Source organism: Kineococcus siccus (assembly GCF_009906795.1).
Lineage (GTDB): Bacteria > Actinomycetota > Actinomycetes > Actinomycetales > Kineococcaceae > Kineococcus > Kineococcus siccus.
The window spans coordinates 14,202-29,325 of the sequence record NZ_JAAALN010000024.1 but is presented as its reverse complement, the minus strand read 5'-3'; the positions used below and the strand labels follow the sequence as shown (position 1 = coordinate 29,325).

Here is a 15,124-nt window from a genome sequence, read left to right as displayed (position 1 = left end):
CCGGTGGGTGGGGCAGGGTCGCGCGATCAGCGGGCACAGCGGGCACTGCTCCTCCATCGGTCCTGGCGTGAGCACCGTCCGCGAGGGTTCCCGTAGGGGCCCCCGGAGGTTGCTGCGGCGTCGACGAGCCAGGTCTCTCGGCCGCTCTGGATGGTTGCACCATCAAAGGCCAGCGCCCCGCGGCTGTCAAACCGTCGAGCGTCGGCGGTGCTCGACTCGGGTGCCGGCGACTCAGCAGCCCAGGCGGTGCAGCTGCTCGGGGTCGCGCTGCCAGTCCGTGGCGACCTTGACGAGCAGGTCTGGGTGCACCAACCCGAACAGCATCTGGGGGAAGCAGGCACCGTTTCGACATCGAGCAAGGCGTGGCGAGGGCTCGTGAGCCGGTCGGCCTGGCTACCGCCGGCCATCCACGCCACCCAGAGCAGGTTGGGAACACCAAGCCGCTGCGGCCGTTGATGGTTGGACACCGTCCAGGTGTCCTTCTGCAAGCGCTGAGCGCTACGCCTCGCGGTCATTCAGCAGCTAGTTCAAGGCCCACCACAGTCACCGACTTTGCTACCGAGTTGCCAGCGGAGCCTCGAGCCCATGGGGGACCATCTCGGACCTAGTTGTCGCCAAGGCTTGTCGATAGCATCCCGATCGGCAGGTCGGTGGTGGACCACAGAACCACACACCTCGGTCAATCTTCCCTGCGGGGCGGGAAGCCTTCCCAGTCTGAAGCGCGAACGCGACTGACCGCGGCGTCGAACTCAGTGCGAGACACCTCCGTCAGCCATTCTGGATCGAAGACACCAGGATGGTAGAACCATCCTTCCTCACTCTTGTCAGCCCATCTCACGGTGGCATGTCGACTAGCTGAAGAAATCACCATTCCCGGGTGTTGCGCCAAGAAGTGCTCGAATTCTCGGACGTGTTCCGGACCGGTGAAGACCACCAGCGCATCCGGCTTGAAGGCATCAGGTGGCGCTTCCTCGTACTCGTCGCTCGAACCGTGACCAGACTGCATCAAACCATCTCCTAGCTTAGGGAGTTCGGAGGGAAGCTCAAGCAAGTTTCAGGATGCCGAACAAGCCGCCCACTTCTGAGGTGTCGTGCGATCGCCAACCACACCCTGAGGATAGGCCGTGACTACTCCATCCGTGCCGGCAAGGACGAAGGTGCTACCGCCGCGGAACGAGTAGCGGTACTCCACACCGCCACCAGGTTGATCCGTCTCGGCTCCACGCTCGATGGTCTACGTGATGCACGAAAGTGCGTCCGTCCAGTTGGGCACCTGGTGCTTGAGCTCGACATGGACACCGCCAGTACTGATCCCCTTGCCACAACGGATGCCGAAGCGTCCCTTGCTCGTTGTCACGGTGTAGGGCGCCGATCCCTGAGAACTAGCAGGCACGAAAGCGGTCCGGTGGAACTGGTCTTCGCCCGCTGAGGCCCTCAACACGCCTCCGTCATCACTCTCATCGCGGCCGCGGGTGGCTCAGAAGCCCAGGCGCTGCAGCTGCTTGGGGTCGCGCTGCCAGTCCTTGGCGACCTTCACCCGCAGGTCCAGGTGCACCTTCGAGCCCAGCAGCGCCTCGATGGAGCGGCGCGCGCGCGTGCCGACGTCCTTGAGGCGGGCCCCGCCCCGGCCGATCATGATGCCCTTCTGGCTGTCGCGCTCCACGTACAGCCAGACGTGGACGTCGAGCATGGCGTCCTCGGGCTGCTGGCCGGGCAGCGGCTCGCGCGCCGCGATCTCCTCGACGACGACGGCCAGGGAGTGCGGCATCTCGTCGCCGAGGCCCTCCAGCGCGGCCTCGCGGACCAGCTCGGCGACCATGACGGCCTCGGGCTCGTCGGTGAGGTCGTCGTCGGGGTAGAGCCGCGGCCCGGCCGGCAGGTGCGAGAGCAGGACGTCGGCGACGACGTCGACCTGCTCGCCGCGCACGGCCGAGGTCGGCACGACGTCCGCGAAGCCGCCCAGCAGCTCCTCCCCGAGCCGCGTCGCCGCGAGCAGCTGCTCCGCCACCTGCTGCTTGGAGGCCTTGTCCGTCTTGGTGACGAGGGCGACCTTCGTCGAGCGCGGCGCGGCGGCGAGGGCCTCGGCGATGAACCGGTCGCCCGGGCCGATCTTCTCGTCGGCCGGCAGGCACAGGGCGACGACGTCGACCTCGGACAGCGTCTCGTGCACCAGCTCGTTGAGCCGCTTGCCCAGCAGGGTGCGCGGGCGGTGCAGGCCCGGCGTGTCGACCAGCACGAGCTGCGCGTCGGGGCGGTGCACGATGCCGCGGATCGTGTGCCGGGTCGTCTGCGGCCGGCTGGAGGTGATGGCGACCTTCTGGCCCACGAGGGCGTTGGTCAGGGTGGACTTGCCCGCGTTGGGCCGGCCCACGAGGCACGCGAACCCCGAGCGGTGGGCGGGGCGGGCTGCGTCGGGGCGGGACGGTTCAGACATCCGAGCGCTCCCGTCCGCGCGCCTCGAGGCGCTGCTCGTGCTTCTGCTCGTTGCGCTGCTCCTGGCGGTGCACCCGCTGCTCGGCGCGGGCCTCGGCGCGCTCGGCGCGCGTGGGCTCGCGCTCCGGGTCGGGTTCCGGCTCGGGTTCGACCCGGTGCACCAGCACCGTGCGCACCTGGTTGCGGCGCCCGCCCTGGCGGTCGGCCTCCAGGCGCAGGCCGTGCGCCGTCGCCGCGGCCCCGGGCACCGGCACCTCGCCGAGCGCCTTGGCGAGCAGTCCGCCCACGGTGTCGACCTCCTCCTCGTCGATCTCCAGGTCGAACAGCTCGCCCAGGTCGTCCACCGCGAGCCGCGTCGAGACGCGGAACCCGCCGTCGTCGAGCGGTTCCACCTCCGGCGTCTCGCGGTCGTACTCGTCGGCGATGTCCCCGACGATCTCTTCGATCGCGTCCTCGATGGTGACCAGCCCCGCGGTGCCGCCGTACTCGTCGACGACGATCGCGACGTGGGTGGTGTCGCGCTGCATCTGCCGCAGCAGGTCGTCCACGGGCAGGCTGTCGGGCACGAACACGGCCGGGCGCGCGACGTTCTCCGCGACGTCCGCGCGCGCCGAGGCCGGGTCGGTGTGGAAGCGGCGGGCGATGTCCTTGAGGTAGACCACGCCCAGCACGTCGTCGGCGTCCTCGCCAACGACGGGCATGCGGGAGTAGCCCGAGCGCAGCAGCAGGGCCTCGACGTCGTGCAGGCCCGTGCCGCGCCGGACGGAGACCACGTCGGTGCGGGGCACCATGACCTCGCGGACGAGGGTGTCGCCCAGCTCGAACACCGAGTGGATCATCCGGTGCTCGCCGGCCTCGATGACCGAGCTCTCCCCCGCCAGCTCGACCATCTCGCGCAGCTCCGCCTCGGAGCCGAACGGCCCGTGGCGCAGACCGCGGCCGGGCGTCACGGCGTTGCCGATGAGCACGAGCAGCTGCGCCACCGGGCCCAAAAGGCGGCTGAGCGGGCCGAGCACGGGCGCGGCCAGCAGGCCGACGGTCTCGGCGTGCAGGCGGCCCAGGGTGCGGGGGCCGACGCCGACGAGGACGAAGTCCAGCGCCGACATGCCGAGCCCCGCGAGCAGCAGCACCAGCCACCAGGAGTCGACGAAGGTCGCGACGACGACCGTGACGCAGACCGCGGCGGCCGTCTCGGCGACCACGCGCAGCAGGGTGCAGACGGTCAGGACCGGGGCCGGCGACTCCAGGACGCGCAGCAGCGCCGCGCTGCCCGGCCGCTCGTCGGCCTCGAGCTCGCGCGCCCGGCGCCGCGACGTCCCGGCGATGGCCGACTCGGCGGCGGCGATGAGGCCGGCGCCCACGACGAGGACGAGCGCGAGGAGCAGGAGGGGGACGGCGGGGGCGCCCACGGCGGCGTCAGCCCTCCGCGCCGGCGGGCGGCCCCGACAGGGCCCGGTGCCCCACCGTCGGGGTCGGGTCGCCCGGGCGGCCGATGCTGGCCAGGAAGCCCAGCACCAGGCGGCGCTGCAGCGTGAACATCTCGCGCTCCTCGTCGGGCTCGGCGTGGTCGTAGCCCAGCAGGTGCAGGATCCCGTGCGTCACGAGCAGCAGCACCTCGTCCGCCGTCGCGTGCCCCGCGGCCGCGGCCTGCTCGGCGGCGACCTGCGGGCACACCACGACGTCGCCCAGGAGCCCCGGCTCCGACGTCCCGCCCTCGCGGCCCGGCCGGAGCTGGTCCATGGGGAAGGACATGACGTCGGTCGCCCCGGGCTCGTCCATCCACTGCACGTGCAGGCGGGCCATGGCCTCGGTGTCCACGAGCAGCACCGACAGCTCCGCCAGCGGGTGCACGCGCATCTCGTCGAGCACGTGGCGCGCGAGGCGCGACACCTCGACGGTGTCGACGCCGCGCCCTTGCGCGAAGGAGCTCTCGTCGACGACGTCCACGCTCACGGTCGCGTCACCGCGTCCGGCTGCGCTGGGCGTTGCGCTCCGCGCGCTCGCGCACGACGGGCGAGCTCGCCTCGTCCCAGCGCTCGTAGGCCTCGACGATGTCGGCGACCAGGCGGTGCCGGACGACGTCGCTGCTCGTCAGCTCAGAGAAGTGCACGTCCTCGACCCCGTCGAGGATCTCGCGCACGATCCGCAGCCCGGACGTCGTCCCGCTCGGCAGGTCGACCTGCGTCACGTCGCCCGTCACGACGATCTTCGAGCCGAAGCCGAGCCGCGTGAGGAACATCTTCATCTGCTCGGGCGAGGTGTTCTGCGCCTCGTCCAGGATGATGAAGGCGCCGTTGAGGGTGCGCCCGCGCATGTACGCGAGCGGGGCGACCTCGATGGTCCCGGCGGCCATCAGCCGCGGGATCGAGTCGGGGTCGAGCATGTCGTGCAGCGCGTCGTAGAGCGGGCGCAGGTACGGGTCGATCTTGTCCGTCAGGGTGCCGGGCAGGAAGCCCAGCCGCTCCCCCGCCTCCACGGCCGGGCGGGTCAGCACTATGCGGTTGACCTGCTTCGCCTGCAGCGCCTGCACGGCCTTCGCCATGGCGAGGTAGGTCTTGCCCGTGCCCGCCGGGCCGATGCCGAACACGATCGTGTTGGCGTCGATCGCGTCGACGTAGTGCTTCTGGTTCACCGTCTTGGGCCGGATCGTGCGACCCCGGCTGGACAGGATGTTCAGGGTCAGGACGTCCGCGGGGCGGTCGCTCCCGACGCCCGCGGCCTGGGCGCGCAGCATGGACACGGACCGCTCGACGGCGTCGGGCGAGAGCTGCTGCCCCGAGGCCAGCACGGCCGTCATCTGGTCGAGGAGGCGCTCGACCAGCGCGACCTCGCCTGCTGCGCCGGTCACCGTGATCTCGTTGCCGCGCGCGTGCAGGTCCGTGCGCGGGAAGGACCGCTCGAGGACCCGCAGCAGCTCGTCGCGGGCGCCCAGCAGGGACACCATCGAGACCTCGGGCGGGACGACGATGGTGTGCCGCGCGGTCGCGGGCGGCTGGACGGCGTCGTCCCCGGACGGGGTGGAGGGTCGGTCGGTGCTGTTCATGGGCGCCCTGGTGGGCCGTTCGCCTCCGGAGAGATGGGTCGGGACCTGGGAGGAGTCTACCGAGCGCTCGCCGACCGGGCACGGTCTGATCCCGGCCCCCTCTGCCGCCGGCAGAACGCGTGCGCGGGCGGTCCCCCGCCGTGCACGCTGTCCGGCGTGAGGGTGCTGGTGCTGGGAGGGACCCGCTTCGTCGGGCGCGCGGTGGTGGCCGAGGCCCTGGCGCGGGGGGACGAGGTCACGGCGCTGCACCGCGGCCGCACGGGCGCCCTGCCGCCCGGCGTCCGCGTGCTGCACGCCGACCGGACCGACGCCGCCGCGCTGGCGGCCGCGCTGGACGCGGGCGGGCGGTGGGACGCGGTCGTCGACACCTGGGCGGGCGCACCCGCCGTGGCCACCACGGCCGCGGCGCTGCTCGCCGGCCGCGCGGGCGGCTACGGGTACGTGTCGTCGGTGTCCGTCTACGCGGACGGCCACGTCGAGGAGTCCTCGCCCGTCGTCGCGGGCGACCCCGACGCCGCGGGCGGCGACTACGCCGCGCTGAAGCGGGGCGCCGAGCTCGCCGTGCTGCGCTCGTTCCCCGGCGCGCTACTGGCCCGGGCCGGGCTCGTGCTCGGCCCGCACGAGGACATCGGCCGGCTGCCGTGGTGGCTCGCGCGGACCGCCCGCGGCGGCCGGGTCGTCGCCCCCGGCCGCCGGCGCGCAGCCCTGGACGCACCTGCCGTGCTGGGTCCCGGAGTCCGGCGAGAGCGCGGGGTTCCTGGAGGCGGACACCTCGCGCGCCGCGGCCACCGGCCTGCGCTGCCGGCCGGTGGCGGAGACGGTCGCGGACACCTGGGCCTGGCTCCAGCGCGAGGGGGCGCCGCCCCAGCGCCCCGACCGCGCCGTGCACGGGTTGCCGCCGGAGATCGAGCGGACCCTCCTCGCGGCCGGCGCGCTCAGCCGGCGAGGGCAGCCAGCGGGAAGCGCACGCCCGTGAGCTCCTCGGACCGGGTCCACAGCTCCCGCGCGAGGGTGCCGTCGGAGGCCGCGGCGGAGCGGCCGACGAGGGTGGGTGCGCCGCGCGTCTCCTGGAACCCCGACGGGCCCACGTACCCGGCGGGCGGGACGTCGGCCGTCGCCGCGTGCAGGGTCGGCAGCGCACCCCCCTGGTCGTCCTGCGCGAGGAGGCGGTTGCCGAGCCGCGCCAGCACGTCGCCGACCGGGTTCCCGGTGCGGCCCTGCAGGTTGGTGGACGCCCACCCCGGGTGCGCGGCGGTCACGAGCACGCGCGAGCCCGCCTCGAACAGCCGGCGCTGCAGCTCCAGCACGAACAGCAGGTTGGCGAGCTTGGACTGGCCGTAGGCCGCCCACGCGGAGTAGCGGCGGCGCTCGTGGTTCAGGTCCTCGAGGTCGAGGCGGCCGACCCGGTGCGCTGCGGAGGACACCACGACGACGCGGTCGCGCACGTGGGGCAGCAGGAGGTTCGTCAGCGCGAAGTGGCCCAGGTGGTTCGTCCCGAACTGCGACTCGAACCCGTCGCTCGTGCGGCCGCGCGGCACGGCCATGATCCCGGCGTTGGCGACGAGGAGGTGCAGGTCCCCCGACCACCCCTCGGCGAACTCCCGCACCGAGGAGAGGTCGGCCAGGTCGAGGCGGCGGACCTCGGAGGAGCCGGGGAAGTCGTGCGTGGCCGCCCGGCCGCGCGCCGGGTCGCGCACCGCCAGGACGACGTGGGCGCCCGCACGGGCCAGCTCGCGGGCCGTGACGCGGCCGATGCCGGAGTTGGCGCCCGTGACGACGGCCGTCCGGCCGGACAGGTCGGGCAGCGAGGTGGGGCGGACGGTGGGTGTTCCGGAGGGGCTCATGCGCTCAATGTAGACACCGACAACAAAGCAGTCAACGACAACATCTCGCTACCCTCCTCTCCGTGACCACCCGCGCCTACCACCACGGCAACCTCCGCGAGGAGCTGCTGGAGCGTGCCGAGCGCACCGTGGTCGAGCAGGGCGTCGCGGCGCTGTCCCTGCGCGAGCTCGCGCGCGAGGTCGGCGTGAGCCACGCGGCCCCGCGGCGCCACTTCCCCGACCGCGACGCGCTGCTCGACGCCCTCGCCGAGCAGGGGTTCGCCCGTCTCGAGGCGCGGTTGCGCAGCGCCCTGGACCCCGTGCCGGGCGATGCCGGCACCGGGGGGTTCGCGGCCCGCTACCTGCGCGCCGCGACGGCCTACGTGGGCTTCGCCACCGAGCACCCCGAGCTGCTCGCGCTGATGTTCCGCAGCAAGCACCGGCCGGGGACCCCCGCCGTCGCGGCCGCCGCCGACGCGGCCTTCGCGCCCCTGTTCGCCCTCGTCGCGCAGGGCCAGGACGCAGGCCTGCTCGCCGTCGGGGCCGGCGACGCGGTCGCGGTCACGCTGTTCTCCTCGCTGCACGGGCTCGCGTCCCTGCTCAACGCCGGCGTGCTCGACGCGCAGCGGACGACCGAGCTGCTCGAGGTGGTGTGCGCCACCGCCCTGCGCGGCGCCGCGCCCGCCTGAGCCACCGCTGCGCCAGGATGGGGCCGTGACGACGCGCGAGGAGACGGTGCCGGCCGGACGGGTCCGGGACGGCCGGGTGCAGGAGGGCCGGGGGCAGGAGGCGGCGGTGCGGCCGCGCACGGCGGTCCTGGGGACGGGCGAGGTGGCCTGGGACGCGGCGGTCGTCAGCGCCGACGACCTCGGCCTCGGTCGCGGCGACGGCTGCTTCGAGACGCTGCGGGTGCTCGGCGGGACACCCCCGCGCCTGCTCCACCTCGCGGCCCACCTCGACCGCTTCGAGCGCTCGGCGCGCGCGCTCGACCTGCCGGCGCCCGACCGCGCGGCCTGGACCGCGCTCGCGGAGGAGATCTGCACGGACCTCGGCGAGGGGCAGGAGGCCGCGCTGCGGCTGCTGCTGACGCGCGGCACGGCGGGCGCGGGCCCGACCGGCCTGGCCACGCTGCGCCCCGTCGCCGCCGAGATCGTCGGCCAGCGCGCCACCGGCGTCGCGGTCGTCACGCTCGACCGCGGGACCGCCGTCGACGCCCACCGCGCCGCCCCGTGGCTGCTCGGCGGGGTCAAGACGCTCTCCTACGCCGTCAACACCGCGGCGCTGCGCGAGGCGGCCCGGCGCGGTGCGCAGGACGTCCTGTTCACCACCCCGGCCGGGGAGGTCCTCGAGGGGCCGACCGCGACGGCCCTGTGGTTCGCCGACGGCGGGTTCCGGACGGTCCCCGCGGGGGCCACCGGCATCCTCGCGGGCACCACCCAGCGCGCGGTCTTCGCGGGCGCGCGGGCCGCGGGCCACCCGGCCGACGAGCGGGTCGCCACCGTCCCCGACCTGCACCGCGCGGACGCGCTGTGGCTCGTCTCCAGCGTGCGCGGCGCGGTCGAGGTGACCTCGCTCGACGGCCGCGCCCTGCCGCGCCGCCCCGACCTCACCCCGTCGGTGCGGGCGTGGTGCGAGGGCTGAGCGCCGCGAGCGGCGTCGCCGCCTTGAGCAGGACCTCGGCGACCTCGGCGTCCGGGTCGGAGTCCAGGACGACGGCCCCGCCCGCGCCGATGCGCCACGGCCCGACCCCGGCGCCGCCGACGCGGACCATCGTGCGGATGACGACGGCCAGGTCGGCGGACCCGTTGCAGGCCAGGAACCCCAGCGCCCCCGAGTAGATCCCCCGGGGCCGCTGCTCGAGCGCGTCGATCACCTCGGTCGTCCGCAGCTTCGGCGCCCCCGTCATCGAGCCCGGCGGGAAGCAGGCGCGCAGGGCGGCGACCGCCCCGACGTCCGGGCGCAGCCGCCCCGTCACGGTGGACACCAGCTGGTGCACGCTCGGGAGCGTCTCGGTGGCCATCAGCGCGGGGACGGACACGCTGCCGGGCACGCACACGCGGGACAGGTCGTTGCGCAGCAGGTCGACGACCATGAGGTTCTCGGCGCGCGTCTTGGCGTCGCGCTGCAGGCCGCCGCGCAGCTCCTCGTCGGTGGCCGGGTCGGGGTCGCGGCGCACCGTGCCCTTGATGGGCCGCGTCTCGACCGTGCCGTCGACCCCGACGTGCAGGAACCGCTCCGGCGAGCTGCACGCGACCTCCACGTCGCCGAAGCGCAGGAACGCCGCGTAGGGCGCCGGGTTCGCGCGCCGCAGGGCCCGGTAGGTCGCGAACCCGTCCAGCGCGGCGCCGGGTGCGTCAACGGGCACCCTCGCCTCGTTGGTCAGGCAGATCTCGTAGCTCTCCCCCGCGACGAGCGCCGCGCGGCACGCCTCGACGTCGCGCCGGTAGTCCGCGGGGGCGCGCACGAGCAGGCCCGCGACCTCGTCCGGTCCCGGCAGGACGAGCACCTCCCGGGGGGCGGCGGGCCCGCGGGGCAGCCGCGCGACGAGCGCCGCCGTCTCCGCGAGCCACGCCTCGGCCGCCGCGGCCGTCGCCGCGTCCTCGCTCAGCGCCAGCAGCCACGTCTCGCGCCGGTCGTGGTCGACGGCCACGAACCGGTCGGCGAACACCCACGCGGAGTCGGGGGTGTCCGCCCGCCGCGGCGTCGGCGCCCCGCACTCGTCGCGCAGCTCGTAGCCGGCCCAGCCGACGTACCCGCCCGTGAACGCGAACGGCGGCACCTGCTCGCCCGCGAGGACGACCTCCCGGCGCGCCAGCTCGGCCGCGAGGTGGGGCAGTGCCGGCGGTTCGCCCGTGCGGTGGGTCACGACCTCCGCCAGCGGCCCGCGGGCGTCGCCGAGGAAGGAGAACCGGCCCGAGCCCGCGCCCCGGGCGCTGCTGTCCAGCCAGAACGACCAGGGGGCGTCGGCGCAGCGGCGCGCGAAGAACTCCTCCGCGTCCACCTCGACGTCGAGGCGCCGCACGGTGGCGGTGAACCGGCGCTGCACCGGCCGGCACATGGCGACGAAGTTCTCCACGATCCGCCGGCCGGAACCGCTCGCGATCGACTCGGGGTGGAACTGCACGCCGACGAGGGGGCGGGTGCGGTGCCGCAGCGCCATGAGGACGCCGTCGCGGCCCCACGCCAGGGGTTCCAGCTCGGGCGGCAGTGGTTCCGCGACGCAGAACGAGTGGTAGCGCGTCGCGGGGAACTCCTGCGGGAGGCCCGCGAGCACCGAGGTCCCGGTGTGCCGCACCGACTCGACGTGACCGTGCCGCGGCTGCGGCGCGGGGACGACGGCCGCACCCGCCGCCAGCCCGATCCCCTGCATGCCGAGGCACACCCCGAGCACCGGGACCTCGCTGCGCCGCAGCACGTCCGCCGCCAGGCCGAAGTCCCGCGCGCGCGCCGGGTGCCCCGGGCCGGGCGAGATGACGATGCCCGCGAAACCCGTGAGGTCGAGCGTGCCCGGCGCGGCGTCGTCGTCGCTGACCACGACGGGAGCGGTGCCGGTGACGACCGCGAGCAGGTCGACGAGGTTGTGCGTGTAGGAGTCGTGGTTGTCCACGACCAGCCAGCGCACGGTGCGGCTCAGGTGTCCGCGCGGTCGGGGACGACCGTGCGGTCCAGCGGTTCCGGCTCGGCCGGCTGCACCTCGTCGCTGGGGAAGTCCGCGAGGTCGCCCGCGTCCTCGCGGTCCCAGTCGTCGAACGTCAGGCCGGTCTGCAGGTAGACCACGAGCAGGCGGGCGAGCGCCACGAGACCGTCGAGGTGCACGCGCTCGTGGCCGTGGCTGGCGTCGAGGCCGAAGCCCAGCAGCGCCGCGCGCGCCTCGATCCCGGCCTCCAGCGCGGGGGCCGCGTCCGAGCGGTAGTGCTTGTAGAGGTCCCGCACGGCGGGGATGCGGTGCTCGCGCGCGAGGCCGTGCAGCCGCCGCGACAGGTGGTAGTCGAAGGGGCCGGTCATGTCGAGCATGCCGATGCTCGCGAGCTCCTCGCGCGAGGCCTGCCCGGGCGCGACCACCGCGTTGTCCACCGCGACCAGTTCCGCCACGTCGGGCGCGAGCCCGTGGGTGGCCCCGAACCCCACCTCCTCGCCGATGGTGACGAGGAGCTGGGCGCTGACGCGCAGCGGCACCCGCGCCTCGCGCAGCGCCTTCAGCGCCGCCAGGCACGCCGCGAGCCCGGCCTTGTCGTCGAGGTGGCGGGACTTCACGTACCCGCCGCGCGTGAGCTGCGGCGCCGCGTCCAGCGCCGCGAAGTCGCCGACCTGGACCCCGAGGGCGGTGACGTCCCGCGCGCTCTCGACGGGCTCGTCGATGCGCACCTCCACGAAGTCCCAGCCCACGCCCTGGGTGTCGATCTCGTCGCCGTGGGCGTGACCGCTGCTCTTCAGCGGCAGCACGGTGCCCGTGTAGACGGCCTCGGCGTCGTCGGTGAACAGCGTGACGTGCGCGCCCTCGGCGAACCGCGCGCTGTGGCTGCCGACCGGGACCACCTCGAGCCGGCCGTTCTCCTTCACGCGCTTGACCATCAGCCCGATGGTGTCGGCGTGCACGACGACGGCGCGGCGCACCGTCCGCGAGCCGCCGGGCAGCGTCGCGCGCAGGATCCCCCGCCGGGTGACGTCGAAGGGCAGGCCGAGGGCGTCGAGGTGCGCGCCGATCGTCCGCATCACCGCGTCCGTGCGCCCCGACGGGCTGGGGATCCGCAGCATCTCCATGAGCGTCGCGGTGAGGTGGTCGACGTCGATCGGCAGGTCGACCGGTCGCTCGCCGGACGGGTCGGCGGACGGGTCGTCGGGAGTCGTCCTCGCGGTGCTCATCACCCCGATGGTGCCCGCCCGCGGCGCGGGGCGGAACACCCGGGCCCGGCCGGAGGTTGCGCCGGTCGACCACCTGCCCCGACGGAAGGCCCGCACGCACCGTGAACCTGTTCTCCCCGCTCACCCTCGGCGACCTGGAACTGCCCAACCGGGTCGTCATGGCGCCGCTCACGCGGCTGCGCTCCGGCGAGGACGGCGTCCCCGGGCCCCTCGTCGCCGAGCACTACGCCCAGCGGGCGGGCTTCGGCCTCCTCGTGGCCGAGGGGACGTACCCCTCGCCGGAGTCGCGCGGCTACCCGGGCCAGCCCGGCATCGTCACCGACGCGCAGGTCGACGGCTGGCGCGCCGTCACCGCCGCCGTGCACGCCCGCGGCGGCCGCATCGTGCTGCAGGTCATGCACGCGGGCCGCGTCTCGCACCCGGCCATCACGGGCACGCCGCACGTGGTCGCCCCGAGCGCCGTCGCGATCCGCGGCGAGGTGCACACGCCCGGCGGCAAGCTCCCCTACCCGGTGCCGCACGCCCTGAGCACCGAGGAGGTGCGCGCCACGGTGCGCGACCTCGTCGCGGCCTCCCGGCGTGCCCTCGACGCGGGGTTCGACGGGGTCGAGCTGCACAGCGCCAACGGCTACCTGCTGCACGAGTTCCTGTCCCCCGCCGCGAACCGCCGCGACGACTCCTACGGCGGGACGCCGGGGCACCGCGCGCGCCTCCCGCTCGAGGCGGCGACGGCCATCGCCGCGGAGGTCGGCGCCGGCCGCGTGGGCGTGCGGATCTCCCCCGCGCACGGCATCCAGGACGCGTTCGAACCGGACGCGGCCGACGTCCTCGCGACGTACGGGACGCTCGTCGACGGCCTGGCCGGGCTGGACCTCGCCTACCTGAGCGTGCTGCACGCCGAACCGGCCGGGGACCTCGTGCAGGACCTGCGCCGCCGCTTCCGCGGCCCGCTGGTCGCGAACAGCGGCTTCGGTGCGGTCACCACCCGCGAGGACGCCGTGGCGCTCGTCGAGAGCGGCGCGGCCGACGCGGTCGCGGTGGGGCGCATGGCGATCGCCAACCCCGACCTCGTGCAGCGCTGGGCGGGGCAGCACGCCGAGAACGAGCCCGACGCCTCGACGTTCTACACCGACGGCGCGCGCGGCTACACCGACTACCCGTTCCTCGCCGACGCCCGTCAGGGGGTCTGAGGCCCCCGGCGAGGCTCAGCGGGTCTCGGGGAACAGCAGGTCGAGGAAGCGCTGCGCGGTCGGGCGCGGGCTGTGGTTGGCCAGGCCGGGGCGCTCGTTGGCCTCGATGACCACGTGCTCCGGCCCGCGCACGTCGGGCACGAGCAGGTCGAGCCCGGTGACGGGGATCCCCAGCGCCCGGCTGGCCGCCACGGCCGCGTCCACCAGGTCGGGGTGCAGGTCGTCGGTGACGTCGTCGATCGTGCCGCCCGTGTGCAGGTTCGCCGTGCGGCGCACCTGCAGGCGGCGGCCGCGCTCGAGGACGTCGTCGAGGGAGCAGCCCGCGTCGGCGACGACGGCCTCCGTCGTGGCGTCCAGCGGGATCCGCGACTCCCCGCCGGTCGCGGCGGCCCGGCGGCGGCTCTGCTCCTGCACCAGCGCCCGCACGGTGGCGGCGCCCGTGCCGATGACGGCCGCGGGCCGCCGCACGGCCGCGGCCACGACCTCGTGGTCGATGACCAGGATGCGCAGGTCCTCCCCGCGGACGAGCTCCTCGACCAGCACGTCGGGGCAGTGCCCGCTCGCCTCGGCCACCGCGTCGCGCAGGGCGTCGGGCGTCGCCACGCCCACCGTGATGCCCTTGCCCTGCTCGCCGCGCGCGGGTTTCACCACCACGGGCCCCCGCTCGGCGATCAGCTCCTCCACCGCGGCCAGCCCGGCCTCGTCCCGCAGCGGGTCCGGCGCCAGCTCGACCCCGCGGGGCACGCGCACGCCGGTCGCCGCGAGCAGGCGCCGGGTGACCCGCTTGTCGTCGCAGCGGCTCATGGCCACGGCGCTCGTGAGCTCCGACAGCGACTCGCGCGTCAGCAGCGAGCGGCCCGCGAAGGACAGCCGCATCTCCCCCGAGGGCGCGTCGGTCACCTCCACCCGGACGCCGCGGCGCAGGGCCTCCTCGGCGATGATGCGCGCGTAGGGGTTCAGCCCGTCGACACCCGCGGGCCGCGGGGAGAACAGCGGCTGGTTGATGGGGTTCTTCCGCTTGACCACCACCGGCGGTGCGGGGCGGAACCCCAGCCGGCGGTACAGCGCGATCGCCGCGTCGTTGTCGTGCAGCACGGACAGGTCGAGGACCGCCCGCCCGCGCGCGGCGTAGCGCTCGGCGAGGACGCGGACGAGGCACTCCCCGACCCCGCGCGGGGCGGCCTGCGGGTCCGACGCCAGGCACCACAGGCTCGCGCCCGCGTCGGGGTCGCCGAAGGCCAGCACGTGGTCGACGCCCGTGACGGTCCCCACGATCGCGCCCGTGCGCGTGTCCTCGGCCACGAGGTAGGTGAACGTCCGCGTGCGGTGGTTGGCCCACATGACGTCCGGGTCGGAGCGGACCATGCCGCACGCCGCGTAGAGGCGGTTGACGTCCTCCAGCTCGGCGCGCTCGCGCACCATCCGCACGAAGACGTCGGGGTTGCGGTCGCGCGGCGGGCGGTAGCGCGCCAGCGGCAGGCGGTAGGTGTAGGAGGGGTCGACGAACAGCTCGTGCGGGGCGAGGCCCACGAGCACCTGCGGGTCGCGCACGTACATCGCGATGTCCCGCTCGCCGGTCTCCTCGGCCCGCAGCGCGTCGACCACGTCGCGCTGGTCGGCGAAGGTCTGGCCCAGGACGAGGCGGCCCCAGCCCATGTCGAGGACGACGTCGCGGGCGACGCCGTCGCGCAGGTGGTGCGGCAGGCCCGGCCGCCGGCGCAGGCCCGCGACGGTGAGGTGGCGCCGCGTCGCGGTGCTCGGCACGGCGGGCC

General features: G+C 74.9%; 12 protein-coding genes, 1 pseudogene and 1 riboswitch. Of the genes and pseudogenes, 4 read left to right on the top strand and 9 right to left on the bottom strand.

The genetic code is table 11. The features are described 5' to 3' along the window. Nucleotides 1-50: 50 nt before the first annotated feature. A riboswitch (SAM riboswitch) is annotated at nt 51-157 on the bottom strand. 522 nt (nt 158-679) lie between these two features. The 5 genes from GTR02_RS05250 to GTR02_RS05230 all read right to left on the bottom strand — a co-directional run bounded on the left by GTR02_RS05250 (nt 680) and on the right by GTR02_RS05230 (nt 5,476). Beyond that, nucleotides 680-1,006, bottom strand: a complete 327-nt coding sequence (locus tag GTR02_RS05250; RefSeq protein WP_166606418.1) for a hypothetical protein — start codon at nt 1,004-1,006, stop codon at nt 680-682. A gap of 471 nt (nt 1,007-1,477) precedes the next feature. Then, entirely contained in the window at nt 1,478-2,434 is a 957-nt protein-coding gene (era, locus tag GTR02_RS05245) for a GTPase Era (protein WP_166606417.1), read from the bottom strand. Continuing rightward, nucleotides 2,427-3,842, bottom strand: a complete 1,416-nt coding sequence (locus tag GTR02_RS05240) for a CNNM domain-containing protein (protein ID WP_166606416.1) — start codon at nt 3,840-3,842, stop codon at nt 2,427-2,429. Before GTR02_RS05240 ends, era begins: the two co-directional genes overlap by 8 nt. A gap of 7 nt (nt 3,843-3,849) precedes the next feature. After that, on the bottom strand, nt 3,850-4,386 hold the full coding sequence (ybeY, locus tag GTR02_RS05235; RefSeq protein WP_166606415.1) for an rRNA maturation RNase YbeY: 537 nt from the start codon (nt 4,384-4,386) through the stop codon (nt 3,850-3,852). 7 nt (nt 4,387-4,393) lie between these two features. Beyond that, a complete protein-coding gene (locus GTR02_RS05230; protein WP_166606414.1) occupies nt 4,394-5,476 on the bottom strand; it encodes a PhoH family protein in 1,083 nt (360 codons plus the stop codon). A gap of 156 nt (nt 5,477-5,632) precedes the next feature. On the opposite strand from GTR02_RS05230, the pseudogene GTR02_RS24905 reads away from it, so the two are divergent. Beyond that, nucleotides 5,633-6,452: pseudogene (locus GTR02_RS24905) on the top strand (NAD-dependent epimerase/dehydratase family protein). Here GTR02_RS24905 and GTR02_RS05220 read toward each other — a convergent pair. Next, complete coding sequence (locus tag GTR02_RS05220) at nt 6,412-7,320, bottom strand: oxidoreductase (protein WP_166606413.1); 909 nt, start codon at nt 7,318-7,320, stop codon at nt 6,412-6,414. The pseudogene GTR02_RS24905 and the gene GTR02_RS05220 sit on opposite strands and share 41 nt — an antisense overlap. A 62-nt stretch (nt 7,321-7,382) precedes the next feature. Between GTR02_RS05220 and GTR02_RS05215 the strand changes: the two genes are divergently transcribed. Both GTR02_RS05215 and GTR02_RS05210 read left to right on the top strand, forming a co-directional pair. Next, the gene (locus GTR02_RS05215) at nt 7,383-7,988 is read left to right on the top strand and encodes a WHG domain-containing protein (protein ID WP_166606412.1); all 606 of its coding nucleotides are present in this window, start codon (nt 7,383-7,385) and stop codon (nt 7,986-7,988) included. A gap of 25 nt (nt 7,989-8,013) precedes the next feature. After that, a complete protein-coding gene (locus tag GTR02_RS05210; protein ID WP_205708671.1) occupies nt 8,014-8,940 on the top strand; it encodes an aminotransferase class IV in 927 nt (308 codons plus the stop codon). Here the strand turns inward: GTR02_RS05210 and GTR02_RS05205 are convergent. Together GTR02_RS05205 and GTR02_RS05200 are read right to left on the bottom strand one after the other, a co-directional pair. Beyond that, nucleotides 8,906-10,921: a chorismate-binding protein gene (locus tag GTR02_RS05205; RefSeq protein WP_166606411.1), complete on the bottom strand. Its 2,016-nt coding sequence runs from the start codon at nt 10,919-10,921 to the stop codon at nt 8,906-8,908. The two genes, GTR02_RS05210 and GTR02_RS05205, sit on opposite strands and share 35 nt — an antisense overlap. Nucleotides 10,922-10,929: 8 nt before the next feature. Next, entirely contained in the window at nt 10,930-12,162 is a 1,233-nt protein-coding gene (locus GTR02_RS05200) for an osmoprotectant NAGGN system M42 family peptidase (protein WP_166606410.1), read from the bottom strand. A gap of 101 nt (nt 12,163-12,263) precedes the next feature. Between GTR02_RS05200 and GTR02_RS05195 the strand changes: the two genes are divergently transcribed. Further along, the gene (locus GTR02_RS05195; RefSeq protein ID WP_166606409.1) at nt 12,264-13,352 is read left to right on the top strand and encodes an oxidoreductase; all 1,089 of its coding nucleotides are present in this window, start codon (nt 12,264-12,266) and stop codon (nt 13,350-13,352) included. A gap of 15 nt (nt 13,353-13,367) precedes the next feature. Here GTR02_RS05195 and ngg read toward each other — a convergent pair whose 3' ends face one another. Next, entirely contained in the window at nt 13,368-15,116 is a 1,749-nt protein-coding gene (gene ngg / locus GTR02_RS05190; protein WP_338073594.1) for an N-acetylglutaminylglutamine synthetase, read from the bottom strand. Between the last annotated feature and the right edge of the window lie 8 nt (nt 15,117-15,124).

What these genes read in the sequence shown, in the direction of transcription:
- GTR02_RS05250 (WP_166606418.1), bottom strand. Translation starts at nt 1,006, where the DNA reads ATGCAGTCTGGTCACGGTTCGAGCGACGAGTACGAGGAAGCGCCACCT.
- era (WP_166606417.1), bottom strand. Translation starts at nt 2,434, where the DNA reads ATGTCTGAACCGTCCCGCCCCGACGCAGCCCGCCCCGCCCACCGCTCG.
- GTR02_RS05230 (WP_166606414.1), bottom strand. Translation starts at nt 5,476, where the DNA reads ATGAACAGCACCGACCGACCCTCCACCCCGTCCGGGGACGACGCCGTC.
- GTR02_RS05220 (WP_166606413.1), bottom strand. Translation starts at nt 7,320, where the DNA reads ATGAGCCCCTCCGGAACACCCACCGTCCGCCCCACCTCGCTGCCCGAC.
- GTR02_RS05200 (WP_166606410.1), bottom strand. Translation starts at nt 12,162, where the DNA reads ATGAGCACCGCGAGGACGACTCCCGACGACCCGTCCGCCGACCCGTCC.